The organism is Pseudomonas sp. YA1 (assembly GCF_058680555.1).
Genome location: NZ_JBZWBG010000012.1, coordinates 184,032 through 206,374, shown reverse-complemented (window position 1 = coordinate 206,374; position 22,343 = coordinate 184,032). Strand labels below are relative to the sequence as shown.

The 22,343-nt window shown below is 67.4% G+C and carries 23 protein-coding genes; 10 read left to right on the top strand and 13 right to left on the bottom strand.

Annotation, left to right across the window (positions count from 1 at the left end):
* The first annotated feature begins 141 nt into the window (after window positions 1-141).
* Window positions 142-573, top strand: coding sequence for a hypothetical protein (locus AC4OR5_RS18820; protein ID WP_003137702.1), 432 nt, complete (start codon window positions 142-144; stop codon window positions 571-573).
* A gap of 72 nt (window positions 574-645) precedes the next feature.
* Entirely contained in the window at window positions 646-1,407 is a 762-nt protein-coding gene (locus AC4OR5_RS18815) for a YdcF family protein (protein WP_003093163.1), read from the top strand.
* Window positions 1,408-1,456: 49 nt separating this feature from the next.
* Here the strand turns inward: AC4OR5_RS18815 and lnt are convergent, their stop codons facing one another.
* The 5 genes from lnt to miaB form a co-directional block, all read right to left on the bottom strand.
* The gene (gene lnt / locus AC4OR5_RS18810; RefSeq protein WP_058160764.1) at window positions 1,457-2,992 is read right to left on the bottom strand and encodes an apolipoprotein N-acyltransferase; all 1,536 of its coding nucleotides are present in this window, start codon (window positions 2,990-2,992) and stop codon (window positions 1,457-1,459) included.
* A 185-nt stretch (window positions 2,993-3,177) separates the two neighbouring features.
* Window positions 3,178-4,017, bottom strand: a complete 840-nt coding sequence (locus tag AC4OR5_RS18805) for a CorC family transporter (RefSeq protein ID WP_003093161.1) — start codon at window positions 4,015-4,017, stop codon at window positions 3,178-3,180.
* A complete protein-coding gene (ybeY, locus tag AC4OR5_RS18800) occupies window positions 4,014-4,496 on the bottom strand; it encodes an rRNA maturation RNase YbeY (protein WP_003093160.1) in 483 nt (160 codons plus the stop codon). The genes AC4OR5_RS18805 and ybeY overlap by 4 nt, the downstream gene beginning before the upstream one ends.
* Window positions 4,486-5,508, bottom strand: a complete 1,023-nt coding sequence (locus AC4OR5_RS18795) for a PhoH family protein (protein ID WP_003093159.1) — start codon at window positions 5,506-5,508, stop codon at window positions 4,486-4,488. Before AC4OR5_RS18795 ends, ybeY begins: the two co-directional genes overlap by 11 nt.
* 168 nt (window positions 5,509-5,676) lie before the next feature.
* Window positions 5,677-7,017 (bottom strand): tRNA (N6-isopentenyl adenosine(37)-C2)-methylthiotransferase MiaB, encoded by a 1,341-nt coding sequence (miaB, locus tag AC4OR5_RS18790; RefSeq protein WP_003093158.1) that lies wholly within the window; start codon window positions 7,015-7,017, stop codon window positions 5,677-5,679.
* A 128-nt stretch (window positions 7,018-7,145) separates the two neighbouring features.
* On the opposite strand from miaB, the gene AC4OR5_RS18785 reads away from it, so the two are divergent.
* Complete coding sequence (locus AC4OR5_RS18785) at window positions 7,146-7,478, top strand: DUF1820 family protein (RefSeq protein ID WP_003093157.1); 333 nt, start codon at window positions 7,146-7,148, stop codon at window positions 7,476-7,478.
* Between the two features lie 15 nt (window positions 7,479-7,493).
* On the opposite strand, the gene AC4OR5_RS18780 is transcribed toward AC4OR5_RS18785, so the two are convergent.
* The 4 genes from AC4OR5_RS18780 to AC4OR5_RS18765 all read right to left on the bottom strand — a co-directional run bounded on the left by AC4OR5_RS18780 (window position 7,494) and on the right by AC4OR5_RS18765 (window position 11,009).
* Entirely contained in the window at window positions 7,494-8,042 is a 549-nt protein-coding gene (locus AC4OR5_RS18780; protein WP_003093155.1) for a tetratricopeptide repeat protein, read from the bottom strand.
* 208 nt (window positions 8,043-8,250) lie between these two features.
* On the bottom strand, window positions 8,251-9,534 hold the full coding sequence (hemL, locus tag AC4OR5_RS18775) for a glutamate-1-semialdehyde 2,1-aminomutase (RefSeq protein WP_003132522.1): 1,284 nt from the start codon (window positions 9,532-9,534) through the stop codon (window positions 8,251-8,253).
* A gap of 37 nt (window positions 9,535-9,571) precedes the next feature.
* A complete protein-coding gene (gene thiE / locus AC4OR5_RS18770) occupies window positions 9,572-10,201 on the bottom strand; it encodes a thiamine phosphate synthase (protein WP_023105926.1) in 630 nt (209 codons plus the stop codon).
* Window positions 10,202-10,211: 10 nt separating this feature from the next.
* Complete coding sequence (locus tag AC4OR5_RS18765; RefSeq protein ID WP_003100335.1) at window positions 10,212-11,009, bottom strand: hydroxymethylpyrimidine/phosphomethylpyrimidine kinase; 798 nt, start codon at window positions 11,007-11,009, stop codon at window positions 10,212-10,214.
* A 210-nt stretch (window positions 11,010-11,219) separates the two neighbouring features.
* On the opposite strand from AC4OR5_RS18765, the gene ladS reads away from it, so the two are divergent.
* From ladS to AC4OR5_RS18735, 6 genes are all read left to right on the top strand, one after another.
* Complete coding sequence (gene ladS / locus AC4OR5_RS18760) at window positions 11,220-13,607, top strand: hybrid sensor histidine kinase/response regulator LadS (protein WP_003093145.1); 2,388 nt, start codon at window positions 11,220-11,222, stop codon at window positions 13,605-13,607.
* Window positions 13,608-13,712: 105 nt separating this feature from the next.
* Window positions 13,713-14,360, top strand: coding sequence for a TetR/AcrR family transcriptional regulator (locus AC4OR5_RS18755; RefSeq protein WP_003093144.1), 648 nt, complete (start codon window positions 13,713-13,715; stop codon window positions 14,358-14,360).
* Complete coding sequence (locus tag AC4OR5_RS18750) at window positions 14,357-16,006, top strand: acyl-CoA dehydrogenase family protein (protein ID WP_003122024.1); 1,650 nt, start codon at window positions 14,357-14,359, stop codon at window positions 16,004-16,006. The genes AC4OR5_RS18755 and AC4OR5_RS18750 overlap by 4 nt, the downstream gene beginning before the upstream one ends.
* A gap of 11 nt (window positions 16,007-16,017) precedes the next feature.
* Window positions 16,018-16,449 carry a PaaI family thioesterase gene (locus AC4OR5_RS18745; protein ID WP_003093139.1) on the top strand — a complete coding sequence of 144 codons (432 nt, stop codon included), beginning with the start codon at window positions 16,018-16,020 and terminating at the stop codon, window positions 16,447-16,449.
* A gap of 54 nt (window positions 16,450-16,503) precedes the next feature.
* A complete protein-coding gene (amn, locus tag AC4OR5_RS18740) occupies window positions 16,504-18,003 on the top strand; it encodes an AMP nucleosidase (protein WP_003119204.1) in 1,500 nt (499 codons plus the stop codon).
* A 150-nt stretch (window positions 18,004-18,153) separates the two neighbouring features.
* Complete coding sequence (locus AC4OR5_RS18735) at window positions 18,154-18,720, top strand: SEC-C metal-binding domain-containing protein (RefSeq protein WP_016254302.1); 567 nt, start codon at window positions 18,154-18,156, stop codon at window positions 18,718-18,720.
* Here the strand turns inward: AC4OR5_RS18735 and AC4OR5_RS18730 are convergent.
* Entirely contained in the window at window positions 18,678-19,763 is a 1,086-nt protein-coding gene (locus AC4OR5_RS18730; protein WP_003119208.1) for an MBL fold metallo-hydrolase, read from the bottom strand. The genes AC4OR5_RS18735 and AC4OR5_RS18730 overlap by 43 nt on opposite strands.
* 138 nt (window positions 19,764-19,901) lie before the next feature.
* On the opposite strand from AC4OR5_RS18730, the gene AC4OR5_RS18725 reads away from it, so the two are divergent.
* Window positions 19,902-20,471 (top strand): pseudouridine synthase, encoded by a 570-nt coding sequence (locus AC4OR5_RS18725; RefSeq protein ID WP_003114324.1) that lies wholly within the window; start codon window positions 19,902-19,904, stop codon window positions 20,469-20,471.
* 33 nt (window positions 20,472-20,504) lie between these two features.
* Here the strand turns inward: AC4OR5_RS18725 and AC4OR5_RS18720 are convergent, their stop codons facing one another.
* From AC4OR5_RS18720 to AC4OR5_RS18710, 3 genes are all read right to left on the bottom strand, one after another.
* A complete protein-coding gene (locus AC4OR5_RS18720) occupies window positions 20,505-20,897 on the bottom strand; it encodes a globin (protein ID WP_003093127.1) in 393 nt (130 codons plus the stop codon).
* Window positions 20,898-20,997: 100 nt separating this feature from the next.
* A complete protein-coding gene (locus AC4OR5_RS18715) occupies window positions 20,998-21,207 on the bottom strand; it encodes a DUF2788 domain-containing protein (protein WP_003093125.1) in 210 nt (69 codons plus the stop codon).
* A 201-nt stretch (window positions 21,208-21,408) separates the two neighbouring features.
* On the bottom strand, window positions 21,409-21,888 hold the full coding sequence (locus AC4OR5_RS18710; RefSeq protein WP_003106063.1) for an Lrp/AsnC family transcriptional regulator: 480 nt from the start codon (window positions 21,886-21,888) through the stop codon (window positions 21,409-21,411).
* Between the last annotated feature and the right edge of the window lie 455 nt (window positions 21,889-22,343).

The window sequence follows — 22,343 nt, the reverse complement described above, 5'->3', positions numbered from 1 at the left end:
CCTCGTAGCATACATGACCCCCACTCCTGTCGATAGCCCGCGCCGTTTGTCGCCGGGGGCGGTTCAGCCGAACGGGAACGCTAAGCTTGCCCTATGGGCCGTCGATGGCTGGCTGCCCAGTGGTACCTTCAGAGGTGTTCGATGGCTGAGCTGCAACGCGCGAGTGTGACGGGAGGTGGGCTGTACGAGAGGCTGCTGCAGCGTCTCGCCCTGGCTCTGGATGAAGCGGATACGGCCGAGCGCCTGCGTGACGAGCATCCCACGGAGCTTGAGTTGCGTGGTTTGAGCGAAGCGGAGATGGGGCTGATACGCGCCTATCTCGACCAGGACCTGCACTGGTTGCGCGGCTGGCATGCGGCCGCCGAGGAGCTGGCGCTGCTCGAGCGCCAGCCCGGCAGGACACCCCGGCCGCCCCGGCCGCAACCGCCGGCGCCGCGTCGGCACGTCTCGTTGAAACAGCGGCAACTGCTCTGTGCGCTCTGCGGTGCGCCGGTGCAGTGGAGCAAGGGGCATGGCGTGTTGCCGTGCGGCCATTGCGGCTCGCAACTGTTCCGTTCGGGCAACGACCGCTAGGGTCTCCTTCCGGGAAGTTTCGCCAGGCGTCGCGCAATCCTTTAGATTGCCTCTTCCGACAGGGAGGGGGCGATGCCGATCCGTTATTTCTTCAAGCAACTGCTGCTGCCGCCGGGCGGCCTGTTGCTGCTGCTGTTTTTCGCTTTCTGGTGGCGCACCAGCCGACCGCGGCTGGCGCGGCTGTGCGGTGTCTGCGGGTTCTTCGGTCTGTGGCTGATGAGCATGCCGCTCAGCGTGGAGTGGATGGGGCGCTGGCTCGAAAGCGAACCGGCCCTACTGGCGGAGGATCTGCCGGGCCTGGCGCAGCGCGCCGACGCCATCGTCATCCTCGGTGCCGGCCGGCAGACCAACGACCCGGCCTGGGGCGACGATGCGCCGAGCCTGCTGGCGGCCGAGCGGTTGCGCTATGCCGCGCGGCTGGCCAAGACCTCGGCGCTGCCGGTACTGATCAGCGGCGGGTTGCATTACGGACGCCCGCCCAGCGAGGCGGCGCTGATGGCCAATGCCCTGCTGCAGGACTTCGGCGTGCCGACGCGCTGGCAGGAAGGTCTCAGCCGTACCACCTGGGAAAACGCCACCCTGAGCGCCCCGCAGTTGCGCGAGGCCGGCGTGCGCCGGGTGGTGCTGGTGACCCAGGCCTGGCACATGCAGCGGGCACGCTGGAGCTTCGAGCGCCAGGGGTTCGAGGTGATCCCGGCGCCGGTCGGCTTCCTCGGCGGGGCCAACCTGCGGCCCTTCGGCGGCTGGCTGCCGGAAGCGCAGGCCTTCTGGCAGAGCGGCATGCTGCTGAACGAGGCGATCGGCCTGGTCGGCTATCGCCTGTTCTACCGCTGAGACGCAACCGGCGCCGCAGGGGCGCCGGTCTTTCCAGGAGGGGCTGGTTTCAGCCGAACAGGCGTCGCTCCTGCGGACGCAACTGGCGGCCGAGCAGAGCCCATAGCAGCAGCACGCCGGCCAACCCGGCCAGCGGCCAGACGCGGTATTGCAGATAGGGCGTCAGGCCCTGCATGGGAATCACCTCGCCGCGCAGGATGCCCTGCTGGAACTGCGGGATCTGCCGGACGATCCGGCCATAGGGATCGATCAGGCCGGTGACGCCGTTGTTGGTCGCGCGGATCATCCAGCGACCGCTTTCCAGGGCGCGCATCTGCGCCATCTGCAGGTGCTGCAACGGGCCTATGGAAGTGCCGAACCAGGTGTCGTTGCTCACTGTCAGCAACACCTGGCTCTGCGCCGCGAGCGCGGCGGCGAACTCCGGGTAGACCACTTCGTAGCAGATGTACGGGGCGATCTCGTAGCCCTTGGCCTTGAGCAGCGGCTGGTCGGCCGGGCCGCGAGCGAAGTCGGACATCGGCAGGTCGAAGAAGGCGATCAGGCCGCGCAGCAGGTCCTGCAGCGGTACGTACTCGCCGAACGGCACCAGCTTCTGCTTGAGGTAGGTGCCCGCGCCTTCGCCGACCACGGTGATGCCGTTGAAGTAGCGACTCTTGCCGTCGGTGAGACGTTCGCGCACCGGGACCCCGGTGATCAGCGCAGCGTTCTTCTCGTCGGCGACCTGGCCCATGGCGCCGAGGTAGCCGCTGGCCATGTCCTGGAGAATCGGCACCGCGGTTTCCGGCCAGACGATCAGGTCGACGTCCTGCTGCGGCAGGCTCAGGTCGCGGTAGAGGTCGAGTTGCGCGCGGACCTGATTCGGGTCCCATTTCAGCTCCTGGGCGATGTTGCCCTGGATCGCCACTACCCTCAGCGGTTCGCCGGCCGAATGGGTCCAGGCGTGGCCCTTGAGATAGAGGCCGGCCGCCCACGGGCCGAGCAGCAGGACCAGCCCCAGAAGCAGGCTGGCACCGTGCGGGAAGAGGCGCGGCAGGTTCACCAGCAGGGCCGCGCTGAGGGCGATGACGAAGGAGGACAGCCATACGCCACCCACCGGCACCAGCCCGGCCAGCGGTCCCTGCAACTGGCTATAGCCGGCGTAGAGCCAGGGGAAACCGGTAAGGAACCAACTGCGGAACAGCTCCAGTGCCAGCCACAGGGCGGCGAACGCCAGGGCGTCGCCCAGCGGCGCGTTGTCGCGGCGCAGGCAGCGCGCCCACAGCCAGGCCGGCAGGGCGAAGAAGAAGGCGACGCCGGCGGTGAAGCCGAGCATGAGGAAGCTCGCCAGCGGCACCGAGGCGGCGCCGTAGTCATGGATACTGACGTAGATCCAGCTGGTGCCGGCGCCGAACGCGCCGAAACCGTACCACCAGCCGCGCCACAGGGCGGACTTGCCGGGAAGGCCGCGCAAGCCGAGATAGAGCAGGGCGATCGAGAGGATCGCCAGCGGCCAGTAGTCGAAGGGCGCCAGGGCCAGGGGGGTGAGCGCGCCTGCGGCGAGTGCCAGCAGGTGTCCGGGCCAGCCGGGACGAGAAATCCAACGCATCGAATGTCCTTAGAGCCTGTTCAATGTCCGACTGCGCAGACCGGGGCCGCCTTCGGCTGCCGGACGGCAACGTCCGCGGCGACAGGGGAGTCTGGCGCAAGGCGCAAGAGTAAAGGAGGGGCTGGCGAGACGCCAGAAGGACGGCGCGGGAAGATGCCCCCTCCGCCGCGGCGGAGGGGGCGCGCTCAGTTCTGCAGGGGAGACAGGCGCAGCAGATGGACGCGGCGGCTGTCGGCGTTGAGTACGCGGAAACGGAACTCGCCCAGCTCGACCACTTCGTTGCGCTTGGGCAGGTGGCCGAAGGCGCTCATCACCAGGCCGCCCACGGTATCGAATTCCTCGTCGGAGAATTCCGAGCCGAAGAAGTCGTTGAAGGCGTCCACGGGGGTCAGCGCCTTGACGATGAAATCGCCGCTGGGCAGCGGCTTGATGTAGCTGTCCTCCTCGACGTCGTGCTCGTCCTCGATATCACCGACGATCTGTTCCAGCACGTCCTCGATGGTCACCAGGCCGGCCACGCCGCCGTATTCGTCGATGACGATGGCCATGTGGTTGCGGTTGGCGCGGAATTCGCGGAGCAGCACGTTGAGGCGCTTGGATTCGGGGACGAAGGTAGCCGGACGCAGCAGTTCCTTGATGTCGAAGGGACGCTCGTCGTTGTGCAGGATCAGTGGCAGGAGGTCCTTGGCCAGCAGTACGCCCATGACGTCGTCGAGGCTTTCGCCGACCACCGGGTAGCGCGAGTGGGCGGCTTCGATGATGGCCGGAAGGAATTCCTTCGGCGTCTGGGTCGAGCGGATGCTCATCATCTGCGAGCGCGGCACCATGATGTCGCGCACCTGCAGGTCGGCGACCTGGATCGCCCCCTCGACGATGGACAGCGCCTCGCTGTCCAGCAGCTTGTTGTCGTGGGCATCGCGCAGCAGCTCGAGTAGCTCCTGGCGGTTTCTCGGCTCGTGGGCAAAAGCCTGGGTGATCTTGTCCAGCCAGGACTTGTGCCCGTTGCTCGATCGGTCTTCGCTCATTTTTCCTTGCTCGGTGGCTCTTCGTCGTCGCAGGCGTACGGATCGGGATGACCCAGTTCCGCCAGCAATTCACGTTCCAGTGTTTCCATTTCTTCCGCTTCGGCGTCGTCGATGTGGTCGTAGCCGAGCAGGTGCAGGCAGCCGTGGATCACCAGGTGGGCCCAGTGGGCCTGCAACGGCTTGCGCTGTTCCAGGGCTTCGCGGGCGACCACCGGGGCGCAGATCACCAGGTCGCCGAGCAGCGGGATATCGAGAAGCTCGTCCGGGACATCGGCGGGGAAGGACAGCACGTTGGTCGCGTAGTCCTTGTGCCGGTAGGTGCTGTTCAGTTCCAGGCCTTCGGCCTCGTCCACCAGGCGGATGGTCAGCTCCGACTCTGGACGCTGGCGCAGGGCCAGTTCGCACCAGGCGCGGAACTGCGCTTCGGAGGGCAGGTCCGGGGCGGCGCTGGCGACCTGCAGGTCGAGCTCAAGCGGCATCGTGACCGCCCTTGCCCGTTCCCTCGACCGGCCGCACCTGGCCTTGCTGGCGGCTCTCGTGGCGCTCGTAGGCTTCGACGATACGCTGCACCAGCGGGTGGCGGACCACATCCTTGGGCTTGAAATGGGTGAAGCTGATGCCGGGGACGTCCTGCAGGACCTCGATCACGTGCTTGAGGCCGGAGCGGGTGCCGCGGGGCAGGTCGACCTGGGTGACGTCGCCGGTGATCACCGCGGTGGAGCCGAAGCCGATCCGGGTGAGGAACATCTTCATCTGCTCGACTGTGGTGTTCTGGCTCTCGTCGAGGATGATGAAGCTGTTGTTCAGCGTGCGCCCGCGCATGTAGGCCAGCGGCGCGACCTCGATGACGTTGCGCTCGATCAGCTTGGCCACGTGTTCGAAGCCGAGCATCTCGTAGAGCGCGTCGTAGAGCGGGCGCAGGTAGGGGTCGATCTTCTGCGACAGGTCGCCGGGAAGGAAACCGAGCTTCTCGCCGGCCTCGACCGCCGGGCGCACCAGCAGGATGCGGCGGATCTGCTCGCGCTCCAGGGCGTCGACGGCGCAGGCCACGGCGAGGTAGGTCTTGCCGGTGCCGGCCGGACCGATGCCGAAGTTGATGTCGTGGTCGAGGATCGCCTTGACGTAGCGCTGCTGGTTGGCGCCGCGCGGGCGGATGTGCGCCTTGCGCGACTTCAGGGTGACCTGCGGCGCGCTCTGCAATTCCTCGAGGTCTTCCAGGCCGGACTCCTGCAGGTACAGGTGCACGGTGTCGGGGGTGAGATCGGTGCCGTTCTGCGCCTCGCGGTAGAGACGCTGCAGCAGGCGTTCGGCGACCTTGGTCCGGCGCGGTTCGCCGGCCAGTTCGAACTGGTTGCCGCGGTTGCGGATCTCGATGTCGAGGCGTTTCTCGATCTGGTGGAGATGCTCGTCGAACTGCCCGCAAAGTGTCGCGAAGCTGCGGGCGTCGAACGGCTCGAGGATAAAGCGATGAAGTTCCTGGGGGGCGTTCAAGGTGTTCTGTCGTACTCGCCAGTGGCTGATTGATAGGGAAGAGAATAACCGCTGGATATCGTCGCGCAAAGTTGCCGTATCGCGGCGGCGCTTTCCCGGTTCCCGCTGAAACGTTGGTGCACCGTGGCGGCGGGAAGGTTCAGCGAGCCCGCCGTACGGTCGTCGGCCTCAATGCAGGGTGCTGTCGATCAGGGTACCGCGCAGCGAGTGCGGCAGCGCGTCGTCGATGTGCACCTGGGCGAACTGGCCGATCAGGCGTGGATTGTCGCAGCGGAAGTTGACGATCCGGTTGTTCTCGGTACGCCCCTGGAGCATGCCCGGGTCCTTCTTCGAGAAGTCGGTGACCAGGATCCGCTGGGTGCTGCCGACCATGCGCCGGCTGATCTCGTAGCCTTGCTGGTGGATGCGGCTCTGGAGGATCTGCAGGCGCTGTTTCTTCACTTCTTCCGGCAGGTCGTCGGCGAGGTCGGCGGCGGGCGTGCCGGGCCGCGCGCTGTAGATGAAGGAGAAGGAGAAGTCGAAGCCGACGTCCTCCACCAGCTTCATGGTCTGCTCGAAGTCCTTCTCGGTTTCGCCGGGGAAACCGACGATGAAGTCGGAGCTGATGCAGATGTCCGGTACCGCGGCCTTCAGCTTGCGGATACGCGACTTGTATTCCAGCACGGTATGGTTGCGCTTCATCGCCGCCAGCACGCGGTCGGAGCCCGACTGCACCGGCAGGTGGATGAATTTCACCAGCTCCGGCACCTCGGCGTGGGCCTGGATCAGCGCGTCGGAGAATTCCAGCGGGTGCGAGGTGGTATAGCGGATGCGCTCGATACCGTCGACGGCGGCGACCACCCGCAGCAGTTCGGCGAAGTCGGCCAGGCGGCCATCGTGGGTCAGGCCGCGGAAGCCGTTGACGTTCTGTCCCAGCAGGGTGACTTCGCGGACGCCGTTCTCGGCCAGGTGGATCACTTCGGCGATCACGTCGTCGAATGGTCGGCTGACTTCCTCGCCGCGGGTGTAGGGCACCACGCAGAAGCTGCAGTACTTGCTGCAGCCTTCCATCACCGAGACGAAGGCGGTGGGGCCATCGACCCGCGGTTCCGGCAGGCGGTCGAATTTCTCGATTTCCGGGAAGGACACGTCGACCTGCGGCTTGCGCGTGCTGCGCGCGGCGTCGATCATTTCCGGCAGGCGGTGCAGGGTCTGCGGGCCGAAGACCACGTCGACATAGGGCGCGCGCTCACGGATCGCGGCGCCTTCCTGGCTGGCCACGCAGCCGCCGACGCCGATCACCAGGTCGGGATTCTGCTGCTTCAGCTCGCGCCACATGCCGAGCTTGGAAAACACCTTTTCCTGGGCCTTCTCGCGGATCGAGCAGGTATTGAGCAGGATGACGTCGGCCTCGGCGGCGTTTTCGGTCACCTCGAGGGCTTGGTGTTCACCGAGCAGGTCCGCCATTCGCGACGAGTCGTACTCGTTCATCTGGCAGCCGTGGGTTTCGATGAAAAGCTTCTTGGCCATGCGCTTCGTCGGACAGTTCGAAAAGGACCGCGCATTATAGAGGGCGGGGCCCCCGGTTCCTAGCGTTGCTGGCCGAAAGGCTGTGCTATGATTCGCGCCCTTCATTTTCCGGCATTGCTTTCCCCGCCATGAACAAGCGCGAAAACCCCATCTACAAGGTGATTTTCCTCAACCAGGGCCAGGTCTTCGAGATGTATGCCAAGCAGATCTACCAGAGCGATCTGTGGGGCTTCCTGGAAATCGAGGAGTTCGTCTTCGGCGAGCGCACCCAGGTGGTGGTGGACCCCAGCGAGGAGAAGCTCAAGGCGCAGTTCGAAGGCGTTCTGCGCAGCTTCGTGCCGATGCACGCGATCGTCCGCATCGACGAGGTCGAGCGCCTGGGTACGCCGAAGATCAGCGAGGCCAAGGGCGCGGGCAACGTCATGCCGTTCCCCATGCCGATGCCCGGCAAGAGCGACTGATTCGCGAAAGGGACGTCAGGGCAGCGGCGCGAAGGGCGTGACGCCGCCGGCAGTCTGCAGTTCGATCAGGTAGTTGCGGAAGATCTGCCCCAGCACCCGGGTGGCGATGTCCAGTTCGTCGCGGTTCATCTGCTCGGCTACCAGGTCGGCGCTGTCCAGGGCGTCCTCGGCGCCGTTCACCGCTGCCATCTTCAGCACGATGTAGGCCTGTACGTTGTTCGCCGGAACCCCTTCGCCACGGAAGAACATGGTGCCGAGGTGGTACTGGGCCTGGGCATGGCCCTGTAGAGAAGCTTTCTCGAACCAGTTGAGGGCGGCCTGGAGGTCGCGCGGGATGCGCTCGCCGTCGTAGAAGAATTCGCCCAGTTCGTATTGCGCCTCGGCGTCGCCGCCATTGGCGACCTGCTGGCAGGCGGCGAGCGCCTGTTGCAATTCTTCGGGAACGGTGTTCAGCGCGCAGCGGCCGGTCGCTGGAATCAGCAACGAGTTGCCTCCCGCCTGCGCGAGCAGCGGCTGGAGGATCAACAGGCAACCCAGGGCGAGGGTGCGGCCGGTACGGAACATGAGGGGAAGACACCTCCTGGATCGGGGCGGGCAAGGGCTGCCCGGCCAACGAAATGCGCTGACCCTCACATTATGAAATAAGCCGACGCCTCCTTACAAAGTCTTTACTGTCTTTTCGGGAACTTTGTCGGCGCGTTTATGCATTTCGGCTAGGAAGGCGTTCCGGCGGGGAGGAGGGCGGCGCCTGGGAAGGGCGCCGCGAAGAGGATCATTTCAGCGCGGCGAAGGCTTTTTCGGCGGCGTTCAGCGTGATTTCCAGCTCCTTGTCGCCATGGGCGATGGAGGTGAAGCCGGCCTCGAAGGCGCTAGGCGCAAGGTACACGCCACCGTCGAGCATCAGGTGGAAGAAGCGCTTGAAGCGCTCGACGTCGCTGGCCATCACGTCCTCGAAGGTGACGATGGCGTCGGCGCCGCTGAAGTACAGGCCGAACATGCCGCCCGCCTGGGTGGTGACGAAGGGGATGCCGGCGGCATCCGCGCGCTGTTGCAGGCCGTCGAGCATGCGCGTGGTGTAGGCGGTCAGTTCGTTGTGGAAACCGGGGCGGCTGATCAGGCGCAGGGTGGTCAGGCCGGCGGCCATTGCCAGCGGGTTGCCCGAGAGCGTGCCGGCCTGGTAGACCGGGCCCAGCGGGGAAATCTGCTGCATGATCTCGCGCTTGCCGCCGAAGGCGCCCACCGGCATGCCGCCGCCGATGATCTTGCCGAAGGTCGACAGGTCCGGGGTGACCCCGTAGTAGGCCTGGGCGCCGCCGAGGGCGACACGGAAGCCGGTCATCACTTCGTCGAAGATCAGCACCACGCCGTGTTCGTCGCAGGCTTCACGCAGGCCTTCGAGGAAGCCCGGCGCCGGCGGCACACAGTTCATGTTGCCGGCAACCGGCTCGACGATGATGCAGGCGACCTCCTTGCCGACTTCGCCCAGTGTCTTGCGCACCGCCTCGATGTCGTTGAACGGCAGGGTCAGGGTGTGCTTGGCGAAGGCTGCCGGAACGCCCGGGGAGTTCGGCACGCCGAAGGTCAACGCGCCGGAGCCGGCCTTCACCAGCAGGCTGTCGGAGTGGCCGTGGTAGCAGCCTTCGAACTTGATGATGCTGTCGCGCCCGGTGTAGCCGCGGGCCAGGCGGATGGCGCTCATGGTCGCCTCGGTGCCGGAGCTGACCATGCGCACCATCTCCATCGACGGCACCATGGAGCAGACCAGGTCGGCCATTTCCACTTCCAGCGCGGTCGGCGCGCCATAGGACAGGCCGTGGTCGAGCTGCCGGCGCACCGCGTCGAGCACGTCCGGATGGCTGTGGCCGAGGATCATCGGGCCCCAGGAGCCGACATAGTCCACGTAGCGCTTGTCGTCCTCGTCCAGTACATAGGCGCCTTCGGCGTGCTTGAAGAACAGCGGGGTGCCGCCGACGCTCTTGAAGGCGCGCACCGGGGAGTTGACCCCGCCGGGAATGTGTTTCTGGGCGTTGTTGAACAGCGTTTCGGAACGGGACATGGCTAGTTCTCTATCTCTCGGGCGAGGCGCGGAGGCGTCAGGCAGGTTCGAACAGGGCGCTGAAGGCGCGGGCGCGGCGTTCCACCTCGGCGGCGGACGCGGCGGCGAACAGCGCATGGATCACGGCGACCAGATCGACGCCGCGGGCGATCAGGCCGGGCGCGGTGTCGAGGCTGATGCCGCCGATGGCGGTGATCGGCAGGTGCAGGCGCGGCCGGGCCTGGTCGAGCAGTTCGACGCTGGCGGCGGGGGCGCCGGGTTTGGTGCTGGAATTGAAGAAGCGGCCGAAGGCGACGTAGCTGGCGCCCTCGGCCACCGCCTGCTCGGCCAGCTCCAGCCGGGCGTGGCAGGTGGCGCCGATGATCGCCTGGCGGCCGAGCAGGGCGCGCGCCGCCGACAGCGAACCGTCGGTCTGGCCGAGGTGCAGGCCGACGCCCAGGCGCGCGGCGAGTTCGGCGTCGTCGTTGACGATCAGCTGCGCGCCGTGGCGTTCGCAGAGTTCGCGCAGGCTTTCCGCCTCGCGCAGGCGCCGCGCCTGGTCGCTGGATTTGTCGCGGTATTGCAGCAGGCGCGCGCCGCCGCGTAGCGCGGCTTCGACGTAGGGCAACAGGCGGCCGTCGTCCAGTAGCTGGCTATCGGTGATGGCGTACAGGCCGCGCAATTTCATCGGCTGGCTCTCAGTGACAGAAGTCGGTGGGCAGGCGGCGTGGCACGTATTGGCCGTGGCCCGGACTCTCGGCGTCGCGCAGGGTCCGCCAGGTGTAGTCGAGGGCGCTCTGCACGGCGCCGTGCAGTGCTTCGCCGAGGGCGATGCGACCGGCCAGGGCGCTGGCCAGGGTGCAGCCGGAGCCATGGTAGCTGCCGGGCAGGCGCTGGCAGGTGAAGGTGCGGCGGCTGCCGTCGCGGCTGTACAGGCGATTGTGCACTTCGCTTTCGTCGCCGTGTCCGCCGGTGATCAACAGGTGCTCGCAGTGTTCCAGCAGGCGCTCGGCGCACTGGTCGGCGCTGCCCTCGGGCAGGTCGGCGAGCAGGCGCGCTTCCGGCAGGTTCGGCGTGGCGATGGTGGCGCGCGGCAGCAGCCGCTCGCGCATGGCGAAGCCGACGTCGCCCTTGCCCAGCGCACCGCCGCCGCCGGCGCGCAGCACCGGATCGCAGACCACCGGCAAGTGCGGGTGGGCGGCGAGGATCTCGGCCACCGTGTCGACCATCTCCAGCGAACCGAGCATACCCAGCTTGACCGCCGCGACGGGCAGGTCGGCGAGTACGGCGTTGGCCTGGGCCAGCACCCACTCGCGGTCGAGGACGCGGAAGTCGCTGACGTTGACGGTGTCCTGCACGGTCAGCGCGGTGACCGCCGGGGCGGCGTGGCAGCCCTGGGCGAGCAGGGCTTCGATGTCGGCTTGCAGTCCGGCGCCACCACTGGGGTCGTGACCGGACAGGCAGAGCACTACGGGGCGGGAAGTCGGTGTTTTCATGGCGCGTGAGCTTACCACTAAAAGCGCTCCGTGGCGGCTGCGCGGACGACCTTTCGGGCGCCGCGCCCGGGCCCTGCGTGACACGTCCCGGGCCTGATGTGGCGTGGCGTGTGCTAAAGTTCGGCGAATATTCATACAACGCTCGCCAAGGGCGGACCATGACGAGGGAGGTGGGGCTCCCGGTCCGTTCGAGGAGCACTGCGGGGCATCATGCGGCACTGGCTGATTCTCTTTCTTCTTGCGTTGCCGTGCCTGGCGGGTGCGGTGAGCTTCAACGAGCAGGTCGAGCGCCTGCCGCTGGGGCAGTCCATCGACGTGTTCGAGGACGTGCGCGGTAGCGCCGATATCAACGACATCACCTCGCGGGCCATCGACAGCAGCTTCCGCCGCCATGACAAGGACGTGCTCAATGCCGGCTATTCGCGCTCGGTGTTCTGGTTGCGCCTGGACCTGGACTACCGGCCGGTCGCCTCCAGCGATCCGCGCACCTGGCTGCTGGAGCTGGCCTATCCGCCGCTGGACAAGCTCGACCTCTACCTGCCCGATGGCCAGGGCGGCTACCGCCTCGCCCAACGCACCGGCGACACATTGCCGTTCGCCAGTCGGCCGATCCGGCAGAACAACTACCTGTTCGAACTCGGCCTCGAGCCGAACAAGCCGCAGCGTGTCTACCTGCGGCTGGAAAGCCAGGGATCGATCCAGGCGCCGCTGACCCTGTGGTCGCCCAAGGCCTACCTGGAGGAGCAGCCCGAACGCATCTATGTGCTCGGCATCATCTATGGTGTGCTGCTGGTGATGCTGATCTACAACCTGTTCATCTTCCTCAGCGTCCGCGATACCAGCTATCTCTACTACATCCTCTATATCGCTTCCTTCGGGCTCTACCAGGTCTCGGTGAACGGCGCCGGCATCGAGTACTTCTGGCCCGACAGCCCCTGGTGGGCGAACGCCGCCACGCCATTCCTGATCGGTTCGGCGGCGCTGTTCGGCTGCCAGTTCGCGCGCAGCTTCCTGCATACCCGCGACCACAGCGTGTGGGTCGACCGCGGCCTGCTGGCGCTGATGGCGGTCGGCGCGCTGGTCATGCTGATGGCGCTGACCATGAGCTACGCCGTGGCCCTGCGCCTGGCCACCTACCTGGCGCTGGCCTTCACCGGCCTGATCTTCGCCGCCGGCATCCTCGCCTGGCTGCGCGGCATGCGCGTGGCGCGCTATTTCATCATCGCCTGGACCGCCTTCCTTCTCGGCGGCATCGTCAACACCCTGATGGTCCTCGGCTACCTGCCGAACATGTTCCTCACCATGTATGCCAGCCAGATCGGTTCGGCGCTGGAGGTGGGCTTGCTGTCGCTGGCGCTGGCCGACCGGATCAACGCGATGAAGGAGGAGCGCGCGCGAATCCTCCAGGAGTCCAGCCGCAAGCTGGAAGCGCTGAACCAGGAACTGGCCAACAGCAACCGCCTGAAGGACGAGTTCCTCGCCACCGTCACCCACGAACTGCGCACCCCGATGAGCGGGGTGATCGGTTCGCTGGAGCTGATGCAGACGGTGCCGATGGACGTCGAACTCGCCGAGTACCAGCGCACCGCCGCCGGTTCGGCGCGGGACATGATGCGGATGGTCAACGACATCCTCGCCCTCATCGAACTGCAGGCCGGCAAGCTCTACCCGCGCCGCGAGCCGTTCAGCCTGCGCGGCCTGTTCGACAGCCTGCGCGCGCAGTACGCGCCGCGCGCCGAGGAGAAGGGCCTGCGCTTCGCCCTGCAACTGGACGACAGCCTGCCGGACACCCTCGAAGGCGATGCCGGCAAGCTGGCCCAGGCGTTGGGCTACCTGGTCGACAATGCGATCAAGTTCACCGCCAGGGGCAGCGTGACCCTGCGCGTCGCCGCCGGGCGTACCCATGACGGGGTGGCGCTGCGGGTGGAAGTGATCGACACCGGCATCGGTTTCGACATGGCCGCCGGCAGCGACCTCTACCAGCGTTTCGTCCAGGCCGACAGCTCGTTGACCCGTGGCTACGGAGGCCTCGGCATCGGCCTGGCGCTGTGCCGCAAGCTGGTGGAACTGCTTGGCGGCGAGCTGACCCACGAGTCCCGGCCGGGGCAGGGCAGCCGCTTCCTCCTGCGCCTGCAACTGACCCAGCCGGCCCAGGGCCTGGCGCCGCCGCCGCGGCGCGCCGGCGGGCAGGCGGTGCGGCGTCCCGAGGAGTGCACGGTGCTGGTGGTGGAGGACAACGCCATCAACCAGTTGGTGACTCGCGGCATGCTGCTCAAGCTCGGCTACCGGGTGCGCACCGCCGACAACGGCAGCGAGGCCCTGGAGTTGCTGGCGCGCGAGCGGCCGGACGGCGTACTGCTCGACTGCCAGATGCCGGTGATGGACGGCTTCGCCACCTGTCGGGCGATCCGCGCGCTGCCCGGCTGCGCGGAACTGCCGGTGCTGGCGTTGACCGCCCACAGCCACAGCGGCGATCGCGAGCGCTGCCTGGCGGCGGGCATGAGCGACTACATGGCCAAGCCGGTCAAGTTCGAAGAGTTGCAGACCCTGCTGCACGATTGGCTGCTGTGCCAGCCGATCGTCACCAAGTCCGCCTGAAGCCTTTCCGCGGCTGGCTGAAATGCCGGCCTGCGCGACCTGTATGTCTCTTTAGGCAAAGCCTGAAGCGTGATTCACTGGGAAAAAGTGAATCCGGATTCAGTCATGGTCTATCGTGTCACCGAACGCCGCCTGCAACGCGATTCCGCGCTGCGCGAGCGCATCCTCCAGCTAGGCCTGCGGCGTGTCGCGGAGGGCGGTTTCGCCGCGCTGACCATGCAGGCCCTGGCCGACGACGCGGGGATCGCCACCGGCAGCCTGTACCGCCACTTCCGGGGCAAGGGCGAGCTGGCGGCGGAAATCTTCCGCCGCGCCAGCCAGCGTGAGGTCGATGCCCTGGCCGTGGTCCTGCGCGGTCCCGGCGCGCCCGCCTGGCGCCTGGCCGAGGGCTTGCGGCGCTTTGCCGCGCGCGCCTGGAGCAGCCAGCGGCTGGCCTTCGCCCTGATCGCCGAGCCGGTGGATCCTGAAGTCGACGAGCAGCGCCTGCGCTATCGCGAGGCCTACGCCGCACTGTTCGTCGAACTGCTCGAGGAGGGCCGGCGCAGTGGCGCATTCCAGCTTTCCCTGGTGCCGCTTGCCGCGGCCTGCCTGGTCGGGGCCATCGCCGAGGCGCTGGTCGGCCCCTTGTCTCCCCCGGCGCGCGCCGCTCGCGACAGCGGCCAGCCGGAACCGAGTCTGGAGCCGGTGAGTACGGCTCTGGTGAACTTCTGCCTGCGCGCGGTGGGCGCGCCTGTCTGCGAGGAACCCTCATGAACCTGCACCAGTACGCCGAAACCCACGAAGTGACCAACCAGGTACCGTCGCTGGATGGCGCCAACCTCTACCGCCTCGACCTGCCTCTCCAGGAGTGGGTGCGTCGCTACCAGGGCGGCTGGGCCGAGGAGCGCCTGCAGCGCTACGGCGAGCTGGCCGGCGGCCCGCTGATGGCGGCCGGCTTCCTGGCCAACCAGCACAAGCCGGAGTTCCATAGCCACGACCGCTACGGCAACCGCGTCGACCTGGTGGAGTTCCACCCCGCCTACCACGAGCTGATGCGCGCCGCCATCGAACACGAACTGCCCTCGCTGCCCTGGACCGACCCGCGCCCCGGCGCCCAGGTGGCGCGGGCCGGGCTGTCCTACCTGCACAGCCAGGCGGAGGCCGGCACCGGTTGCCCGTTGACCATGACCTACGCCAGCGTGCCGGCGATTCGCCTGCAGGCGGACCTGGCCGAGAAATGGCTGCCGAAGATCCTCTCCCGCGAGTACGACCCGCGCAACGTGCCGATGGAGCAGAAGGCGGGCGTCACCATCGGCATGGCGATGACCGAGAAGCAGGGCGGCACCGACGTCCGCGCCAATACCACGCGGGCCTACCCGGTGGGGATTCCCGGGCCGGGGCAGGCCTACGAACTGGTCGGGCACAAGTGGTTCTGCTCGGCGCCGATGTGCGACGCCTTCCTCACCCTGGCCTACACCGACAAGGGCCTGACCTGCTTTCTGCTGCCGCGCCACCGGCCGGACGGCAGCCGCAACCAGTTCTACATCCAGCGCCTGAAGGACAAGCTGGGCAACTGGTCGAACGCCTCCAGCGAAATCGAGTATCGCGGCGCCCTGGCCTGGATGGTCGGCGAGGAGGGCCGTGGCGTGCCGACCATCATCGAGATGGTCGCCATGACCCGCTTCGACTGCATGATCGGCTCCAGCGCATTGATGCGTCAGGCGTTGACCCAGGCTGCCCACCACTGTGCCTACCGCAAGGTCGGCGGGCGGGTGCTGGCCGAGCAACCGCTGATGCAGAACGTGCTCGCCGACCTGGCCCTGGAAAGCGAGGCGGCGCTGGCCCTGACCCTGCGCATGGGGCATGCCCTGGACCGTGCCCACGACGAGCAGGAGGAGAAGTTCGCCCGCCTGGTCACCGCGGTGGGCAAGTACTGGATCTGCAAGCGTGCCCCGGCGATGATCAACGAAGCCTCCGAATGCATGGGCGGTGCCGGCTACGTCGAGGAAACCATCCTGCCGCGGCTGTACCGCGAGGCCCCGGTGAACTCGATCTGGGAAGGTTCCGGCAACGTGCAGTGCCTGGACGTGCTGCGTGCCCTGTCGAAGGAGCCGGGGGTGCTCGACGCGCTGTTCGCCGAACTGGGCGACGGCCATGGCGACGCCCGTCTCGCCGCGCACATCGGCAACCTCAAGGCGGCCTTCGCCGACACCGCCGACATCCAGTACCGCGCCCGCCAGCTCACCGAGGACGTGGCGATCGCCTTGCAGGCCAAGCTGTTGCTGGAAGCCGGCAACTCCGCGGTGTCCGACGCCTTCATCGGCAGTCGCCTGGGGGACGGCGGGCGGGTCTACGGCACCCTGCCGCGCGGCGTCGAGGTCGAGGCGCTGTTGGCTCGCGCCACCCCGCACCTGGCCTGAGGCGCGTCGCGATGCAGGCGCATCCGCGCTACCGGGAGCTGGTCGAGCAGGGCTTCGCCGCGGCCAGTTTCGTCGGCGACCTCGGCATCCGTCCGCTGGACTGCGGGCCGGGTTGGGTCGAAGCGGGGCTGGACATCCTGCCCCGCCACGCCCAGCAGAACGGCTTCATCCATGCCGGGGTCCAGGCGACCCTGGCCGACCATGCCGCCGGGGCCGCCGCTGCGACCCTGGTGGAGGAGGGGCAGACGGTGCTGACCCTGGAGTTCAAGCTCAACCTGTTGCGCCCGGCGCTTTGCCAGCGCCTGTTGTGTCGCGCCGAGGTGCTCAAGGCCGGGCGCCAGGTGACGGTGGTCGAGGCCGAGGTGTTCGCCGAGCGGGACGGTCGGCGGCACCTGTTCAGCAAGGCCACCGTGACCATGGCGGTGGTGGCGCTGGCCGAATGAGGTAACGGGAGAAAAGCGCTGTGTTTTCCTGTCGGTACAGGCAAGATGTTTTCCATGCGAACCGACAGGAAGCCCACCATGAGTATCGATTCCGACGACGGGTTCGTCGTCGCCCGCACGGCCGAGGAGGCCGTCGACCGTCTTGCCGAGCTGCACCGCCAGGCCACCGCGGCGCTGAGCCAGGCGCTCAAGCGCTACATCAAGGAGCGCATCGAGCCGAGCGAGGCCGAGCGGCAGAACTTCCACTACCCGCAACTGCGCATCGGCTACCGCTGCCAGGGCGAGGTGCCGTCCACCACCCGCGCCTACGCCAAGGTCCAGGTGCCGGGCGAATACAGCGTCACCGTCACCCACCCCGACGCCTTCCGCAAGTACCTGCTGGAACAGTTGCGTCCGCTGATGGACGATTTCACCGTGCAGGTGCAGGTCGGCCCGAGCCAACAGGACATCCCCTATCCCTACGTGGTCGAGCAGGGCGATGAGCTGGCCGGCTCCGGGGTGACCGCCGCCGAGCTGGCGCGGGTGTTCCCCAGCACCGACCTGTCCGCCGCTTCCGACGACATCGCCGACGGCCTCTACGAATGGGAACGCGCCGACCAGTTGCCGCTGGCGCTGTTCGACGCCGCGCGGGTGGACTTCTCCCTGCGCCGCCTGGTGCACTACACCGGCAGCGACTGGCGCCACGTGCAGCCGTGGATCCTGCTGACCAACTACCACCGCTACGTCGACCAGTTCATCCGCCTCGGCCTGACCCGCCTGCGCGAGGACCCGCGCTTCGTGCGCATGGTCCTGCCGGGCAACGTGATCATCGAGCGCGGGATGGACGAAGGCGAGGCCAACGCCATCGTCGCCGGGGTGGTCTGGCATCGCTACCAGATGCCGGCCTACCACCTGATCGCCGCCGATGGCGACGGCATCACCCTGGTCAACATCGGGGTCGGCCCGTCCAACGCGAAGAACATCACCGACCACCTGGCGGTGTTGCGTCCGCACTGCTGGCTGATGATCGGCCACTGCGGCGGCCTGCGGCAGTCGCAGACCATCGGCGACTACGTGCTGGCGCACGCCTACATGCGCCGCGACGGCATCCTCGACCGCGCGCTGCCGCCGCACATCCCGATCCCGGCGCTGGCCGAAGTCCAGGTCGCCTTGCAGGAAGCCGCCGCCGAAGTCACCGGCGAGCGCGGCGAGTCGCTCAAGCGACGCTTGCGCACCGGCACCGTGCTCACCTACGACGACCGCAACTGGGAGCTGCGCTGGGCCCAGGAGCGGCCACTGATCAACCTGGCGCGGGCCATCGCGGTGGACATGGAGAGCGGCACCATCGCCGCCCAGGGCTACCGCCTGCGGGTGCCCTACGGCACGTTGCTGTGCGTCTCGGACAAGCCGCTGCACAGCGAGATCAAGCTGCCCGGCTCGGCCAACGCCTTCTACGAGCGCGCGGTGAACCAGCACCTGCGGATCGGCATCGCCGCCCTCGACCTGTTGCGCAGCCAGCTCAACTCGCTGCACTCGCGCAAGCTGCGGAGTTTCGACGAGCCGCCGTTCCGTTGATCGGACGCGCCCCGGTTTCCGCGCGGAAACCGGGGTTCGCTTCTACGCCTCGCGGCGCCGAGGCCCTACAATGATGGCCCTTCGCCCTGCGTGGAACCGCGGCGCCTTCTGCCGGTCGGAACGACCACGCCTGCCATCGATGTGAGCCCCATGCCGTTCAGCGCCCCCACTCATCTCAGCAACCCGCTCCGTCGCTTCGCCCGCCGCCTGGTGCCCGATGCCGCGCCGGAAGTGGCAGCGCCGTTGCCGATGCCGGAAAGTCTGGCCGGCGAACCGTGGTTCTCGGTCGGTCGGGCGGTCGACGCCCTCGGCGGCGAGCGGGTCGACGGCTGGATCCTGGAAGAATGGCGCGGCCTGGCCCTGCGCGCGCGTTTCAGCGCTTGCTGGCGCGATCCGCGCGGCAACCTGTGGAATGTCCTGCCGCAGGCGGGCGCGATCGCTTTCCTGGCCGACCCGCAGCGGCGCTACGAAGGCGTGCCGCTGGCCGACCAGTACCAGGCGCTCAGCCGCGATGTCCTGCTGGAAGACTACCTCGGCCTGCGGCGCCAACTGGCCCGCGCCGGCCTGGACGACGAGGCCCGCGAGCGCCTGGCCGGGATGGCCGCGCGCCTGGAAAGCTGGCTGGCCCTGGGCGGCCGTGGCGACCAGGCTTGTCCGTGCGGCAGCGGCAAGCGCTACCGCAACTGCTGCTCCCGCCTGGTGGCCTCGGCCTCCTGAGCGACGTTGCGCGGTGCGACGCGCCACTGCTCGCCGGGTTTCGGCGTGCCGAAGGTCGCCGGGTCCACGCCTTGGCTGCGCAGCGCCGCCTGGAGCGCCTTGGGCGGGTCGTCCTGCTGTTCGTCGGTGAGATTGAAGGTACCGAAGTGGATGGCCATGCTGGTCTGCGCCTGCAGCGTGCGATGGGCCTGCACCGCGTCGTCGGGATTCATGTGGTGGTCGCGCATGAACCAGCGCGGCTCGTAGGCGCCGATCGGCAGGGCGGCGAAACGCATCGCCCCGAAGCGCTGGTGGATCAGCCCGAACTCCGGGCCGAGCCCGGTATCGCCGGGAAACAGCAGCGGGCCGTCCGGCGAGTCGATGACGAAGCCGAGCCAGAGCGTGCGGTTGGTGTCGCTGCGGGTGCGCGACGACCAGTGCTGCACCGGTACGCCATGCAGCGTCAGGCCAGCGCCCAGCGGCACGGCCTGCCACCAGTCGATCTCCACGACGTCGGCGAAACCTGTCTGGCGGATCAGCCCGGCGTTTCCCAGGCCGCTGACCACCTTGGCCGTCGGCCAGCGCCGGTGGAGCTGGCGCAGGGTTTCCAGGTCGAGGTGGTCGTAGTGGTTGTGGCTCACAAGCACCAGGTCGATCGGTGGCAACTGGTCGAGCGTCAACCCGGGCGGATGGTGGCGCTTCGGGCCGATGAAGGCGAGCGGGCTGACCCGTTGCGACCAGACCGGGTCGGTGAGGATGTTCAGGCCGCGGTGCTGGATCAGCAGGGTGGCGTGGTTGATGTAGGTGACCCGCAGTTCTTCGCCGCGGGCGCGCTCGTTCACCCTTGGCGGCGTTGCCGTCGGCGGCAGGGCGACCCACGGGCGTTGCGGCGGGCGGTTCCACTGCCACTTGAGCAGGTCGCGCAGGCTCTTGTGCGCGGTCGGCTGGATATTGCGGAAACGTTCGCCGTCGAAATGGTCCGAAGGCGGACCCTGATAGGCGCTGCCAGCGCAGCCGGCCAGGGTCAGCAGGCTGATCAGCCAGGTGGGACGCAGGGAGGGCATGAGGGGATGCTCTTGCGGTCAGGCTCTCGGACAACCTAGCATGCCGCCCGGTACCCCGATCAAGCCAACTCGTTTCCAGTCATGTCCCGTCCCCCGCGTCCTTCCCCGCGTCATCCCGTCCGCCCTGCGCCACGCCGGGTGGCCAAGGCGCCGCCGAGCGAGCCGAAGCTGCTGCTGTTCAACAAGCCGTTCGACGTACTGACCCAGTTCAACGACGAGCAAGGGCGTTCGACCCTCAAGGACTTCATCCCGGTGCCGGGCGTGTATCCGGCCGGGCGCCTGGACCGCGACAGCGAGGGCCTGTTGCTGCTGACCAACGACGGTCGCCTGCAGGCGCGCATCGCCGACCCCCGGCACAAGCTGCCGAAGACCTACTGGGTGCAGGTCGAAGGTACGCCGGACGAGGAGCAATTGCGGCGCCTGCGCGAGGGCGTGACGCTCAACGACGGCCCGACGCTGCCCGCCGAGGCGCGTCTGCTGGATGAGCCGACGTTGTGGGAGCGGGTGCCGCCGGTGCGTTTTCGCAAGTCGGTGCCGACCCACTGGCTGGAACTGGTGATCCGCGAGGGGCGCAATCGCCAGGTGCGGCGGATGACGGCGGCGGTGGGCTTGCCGACGCTGCGGCTGGTGCGGGTGCGGATCGGCCCCTGGAGCCTGGACGGCCTGGGCCTCGGGGAATGGCGGGAAGTGCCGGCGCGGCTGGACTGACGAGAGGGGCGTCGTCCAGCGGGCGCGGAACGATCAGTAGTACGACTTGATCACGGCGATGCCGCGACCCATCACGTCGCGCCAGGCGTCGCGGGTCTCGGCGTCGCAGTCGCGGTCGTGCTCGGCGACCGCCATCAGCAGGGCGTCCAGCCACAGGTCGTAGAGTTCCGGGCGGATATCCAGCGCGGCGCGCGAATGGCTGGCGCCGAGTGCGCGCAGCTTGCTGTCGGACATGCCGCGGGCGTACATCACCAGGTTCATGATCCCGGCACGCAGCAGGTGTTTCTGCGCAGTCATGTCGGTGGTGGCGAACTTGGCGCGAATCTGCGGGGAACTGGCAAGGAAATGCCGGTAGAAATCATCGAAGAATCCGGTGCTGGCACAGCAGCGTCCATAACTCTGCATGACGCGGTCGGCGGCGTTCATGGCGACTCCCTTGTTCTAGGCAATGGCAAGGCGAGCCGGCCCCGTTGGCCGGGGCCGGCGGATGATTACGAGTGGTTGGATGACGCGCGTGGCGCCGGGGTTACATGCCCGCGCCTTCGAGGCTGCCGATGACCAGGCCCTTGATGATGAAGCCCAGTACGCCCAGGCCGAGGGCGAAGAACAGGATCAGGGTTCCGAACTTGCCGGCTTTCGACTTCTTCGCCAGGTCCCACACGATGAAAGCCATGAACAGGATAAGCACGGTCACCAGACCGGTCATCATCCACTCTTCGAACAGTTCGGGATCCATTGGCAACCTCCGGATTTTCAAGCAAACGAAGTCCGGCTCGCGGTCGGACGGAGCGTGCCATGGGGGGCGGGCAAGGCGTTTATCGTTCTACGAGCAGGCTGCTCTTTATATGCGGGGGCCACGCGGGCATGACAACTGAAACAGGCTGCCGATTATACGGCATGCCGCCTGTTCCGTGTCATGTCCCAGGTCTCGCTACGATCAATCGCGCAGGTGCTCCAGCGGCAGTTCGGTACTCGCCAGCACCTGGTTGAGGACGAAGCTGGAGCGCACGCTGGAGACCCCCTCGATGCGCGTCAGGGTACCCAGCAGGAGCTTCTGGTAGTGGTCCATGTCCGGCACCACGACCTTCAACTGGTAGTCCGCGTCCATCCCGGTGACCAGGCTGCACTCCAGCACTTCCGGGCATTTGCCGATGACTTCCTGGAAATGTTCGAAGCGTTCCGGGGTGTGTCGATCCATGCCTATGAGGACGAAGGCGGTGAGGCTCAGGCCGAGTTTCTTGCGGTCCAGCAAGGCTACCTGGCGGACGATGTAGCCGTCGTCCTCGAGCTGCTTGACCCGTCGCGAACAGGGCGATGGCGACAGGCCTATCCGTTCTGCCAGTTCCTGGTTGGAGATGCGTGCGTCGCGCTGGAGTTCTTCGAGGATACGCAGGTCGTAGCGGTCGAGTTTGTTCATGGCGAGGATTTCTTTCAGGTTGATTGCCATTGGCAAGGTGAATTTGAGTGATTTATTGCGCAATCAAGGTTCTGGTGAGCAATGTTAGCAATCATTGGTCGCGCCTGGCGACGTATTCTTTTACCCAGATTCACGGCCCGGACATCTCGTCCATCACGGCTCGCCCAATCAGGCCAGCCGTGGCCGCCGACCCTACAGGGTTGCGCCGGCCTCCGGGTTGCACACCGCCCAGAAGGTGGAGTGAGGTGAGCCGTCGCCAACAGCGCCGAGCCAGGACAGTTACCCCAGAAGGGAGGTCGACGGGCCTCCCTTTTTCTTTGCCCGCGATCCGGCCCGTGCCGCGCTTTTACCCATTCTTTACCCGGCGTTTACCCACCCTTGGCGGAAAACGGCGGAAAGTCGTTCCCGGGATCATTCGAACGTGGCCGGGCGACCAGGCCCGGGGCGAGGCAGAC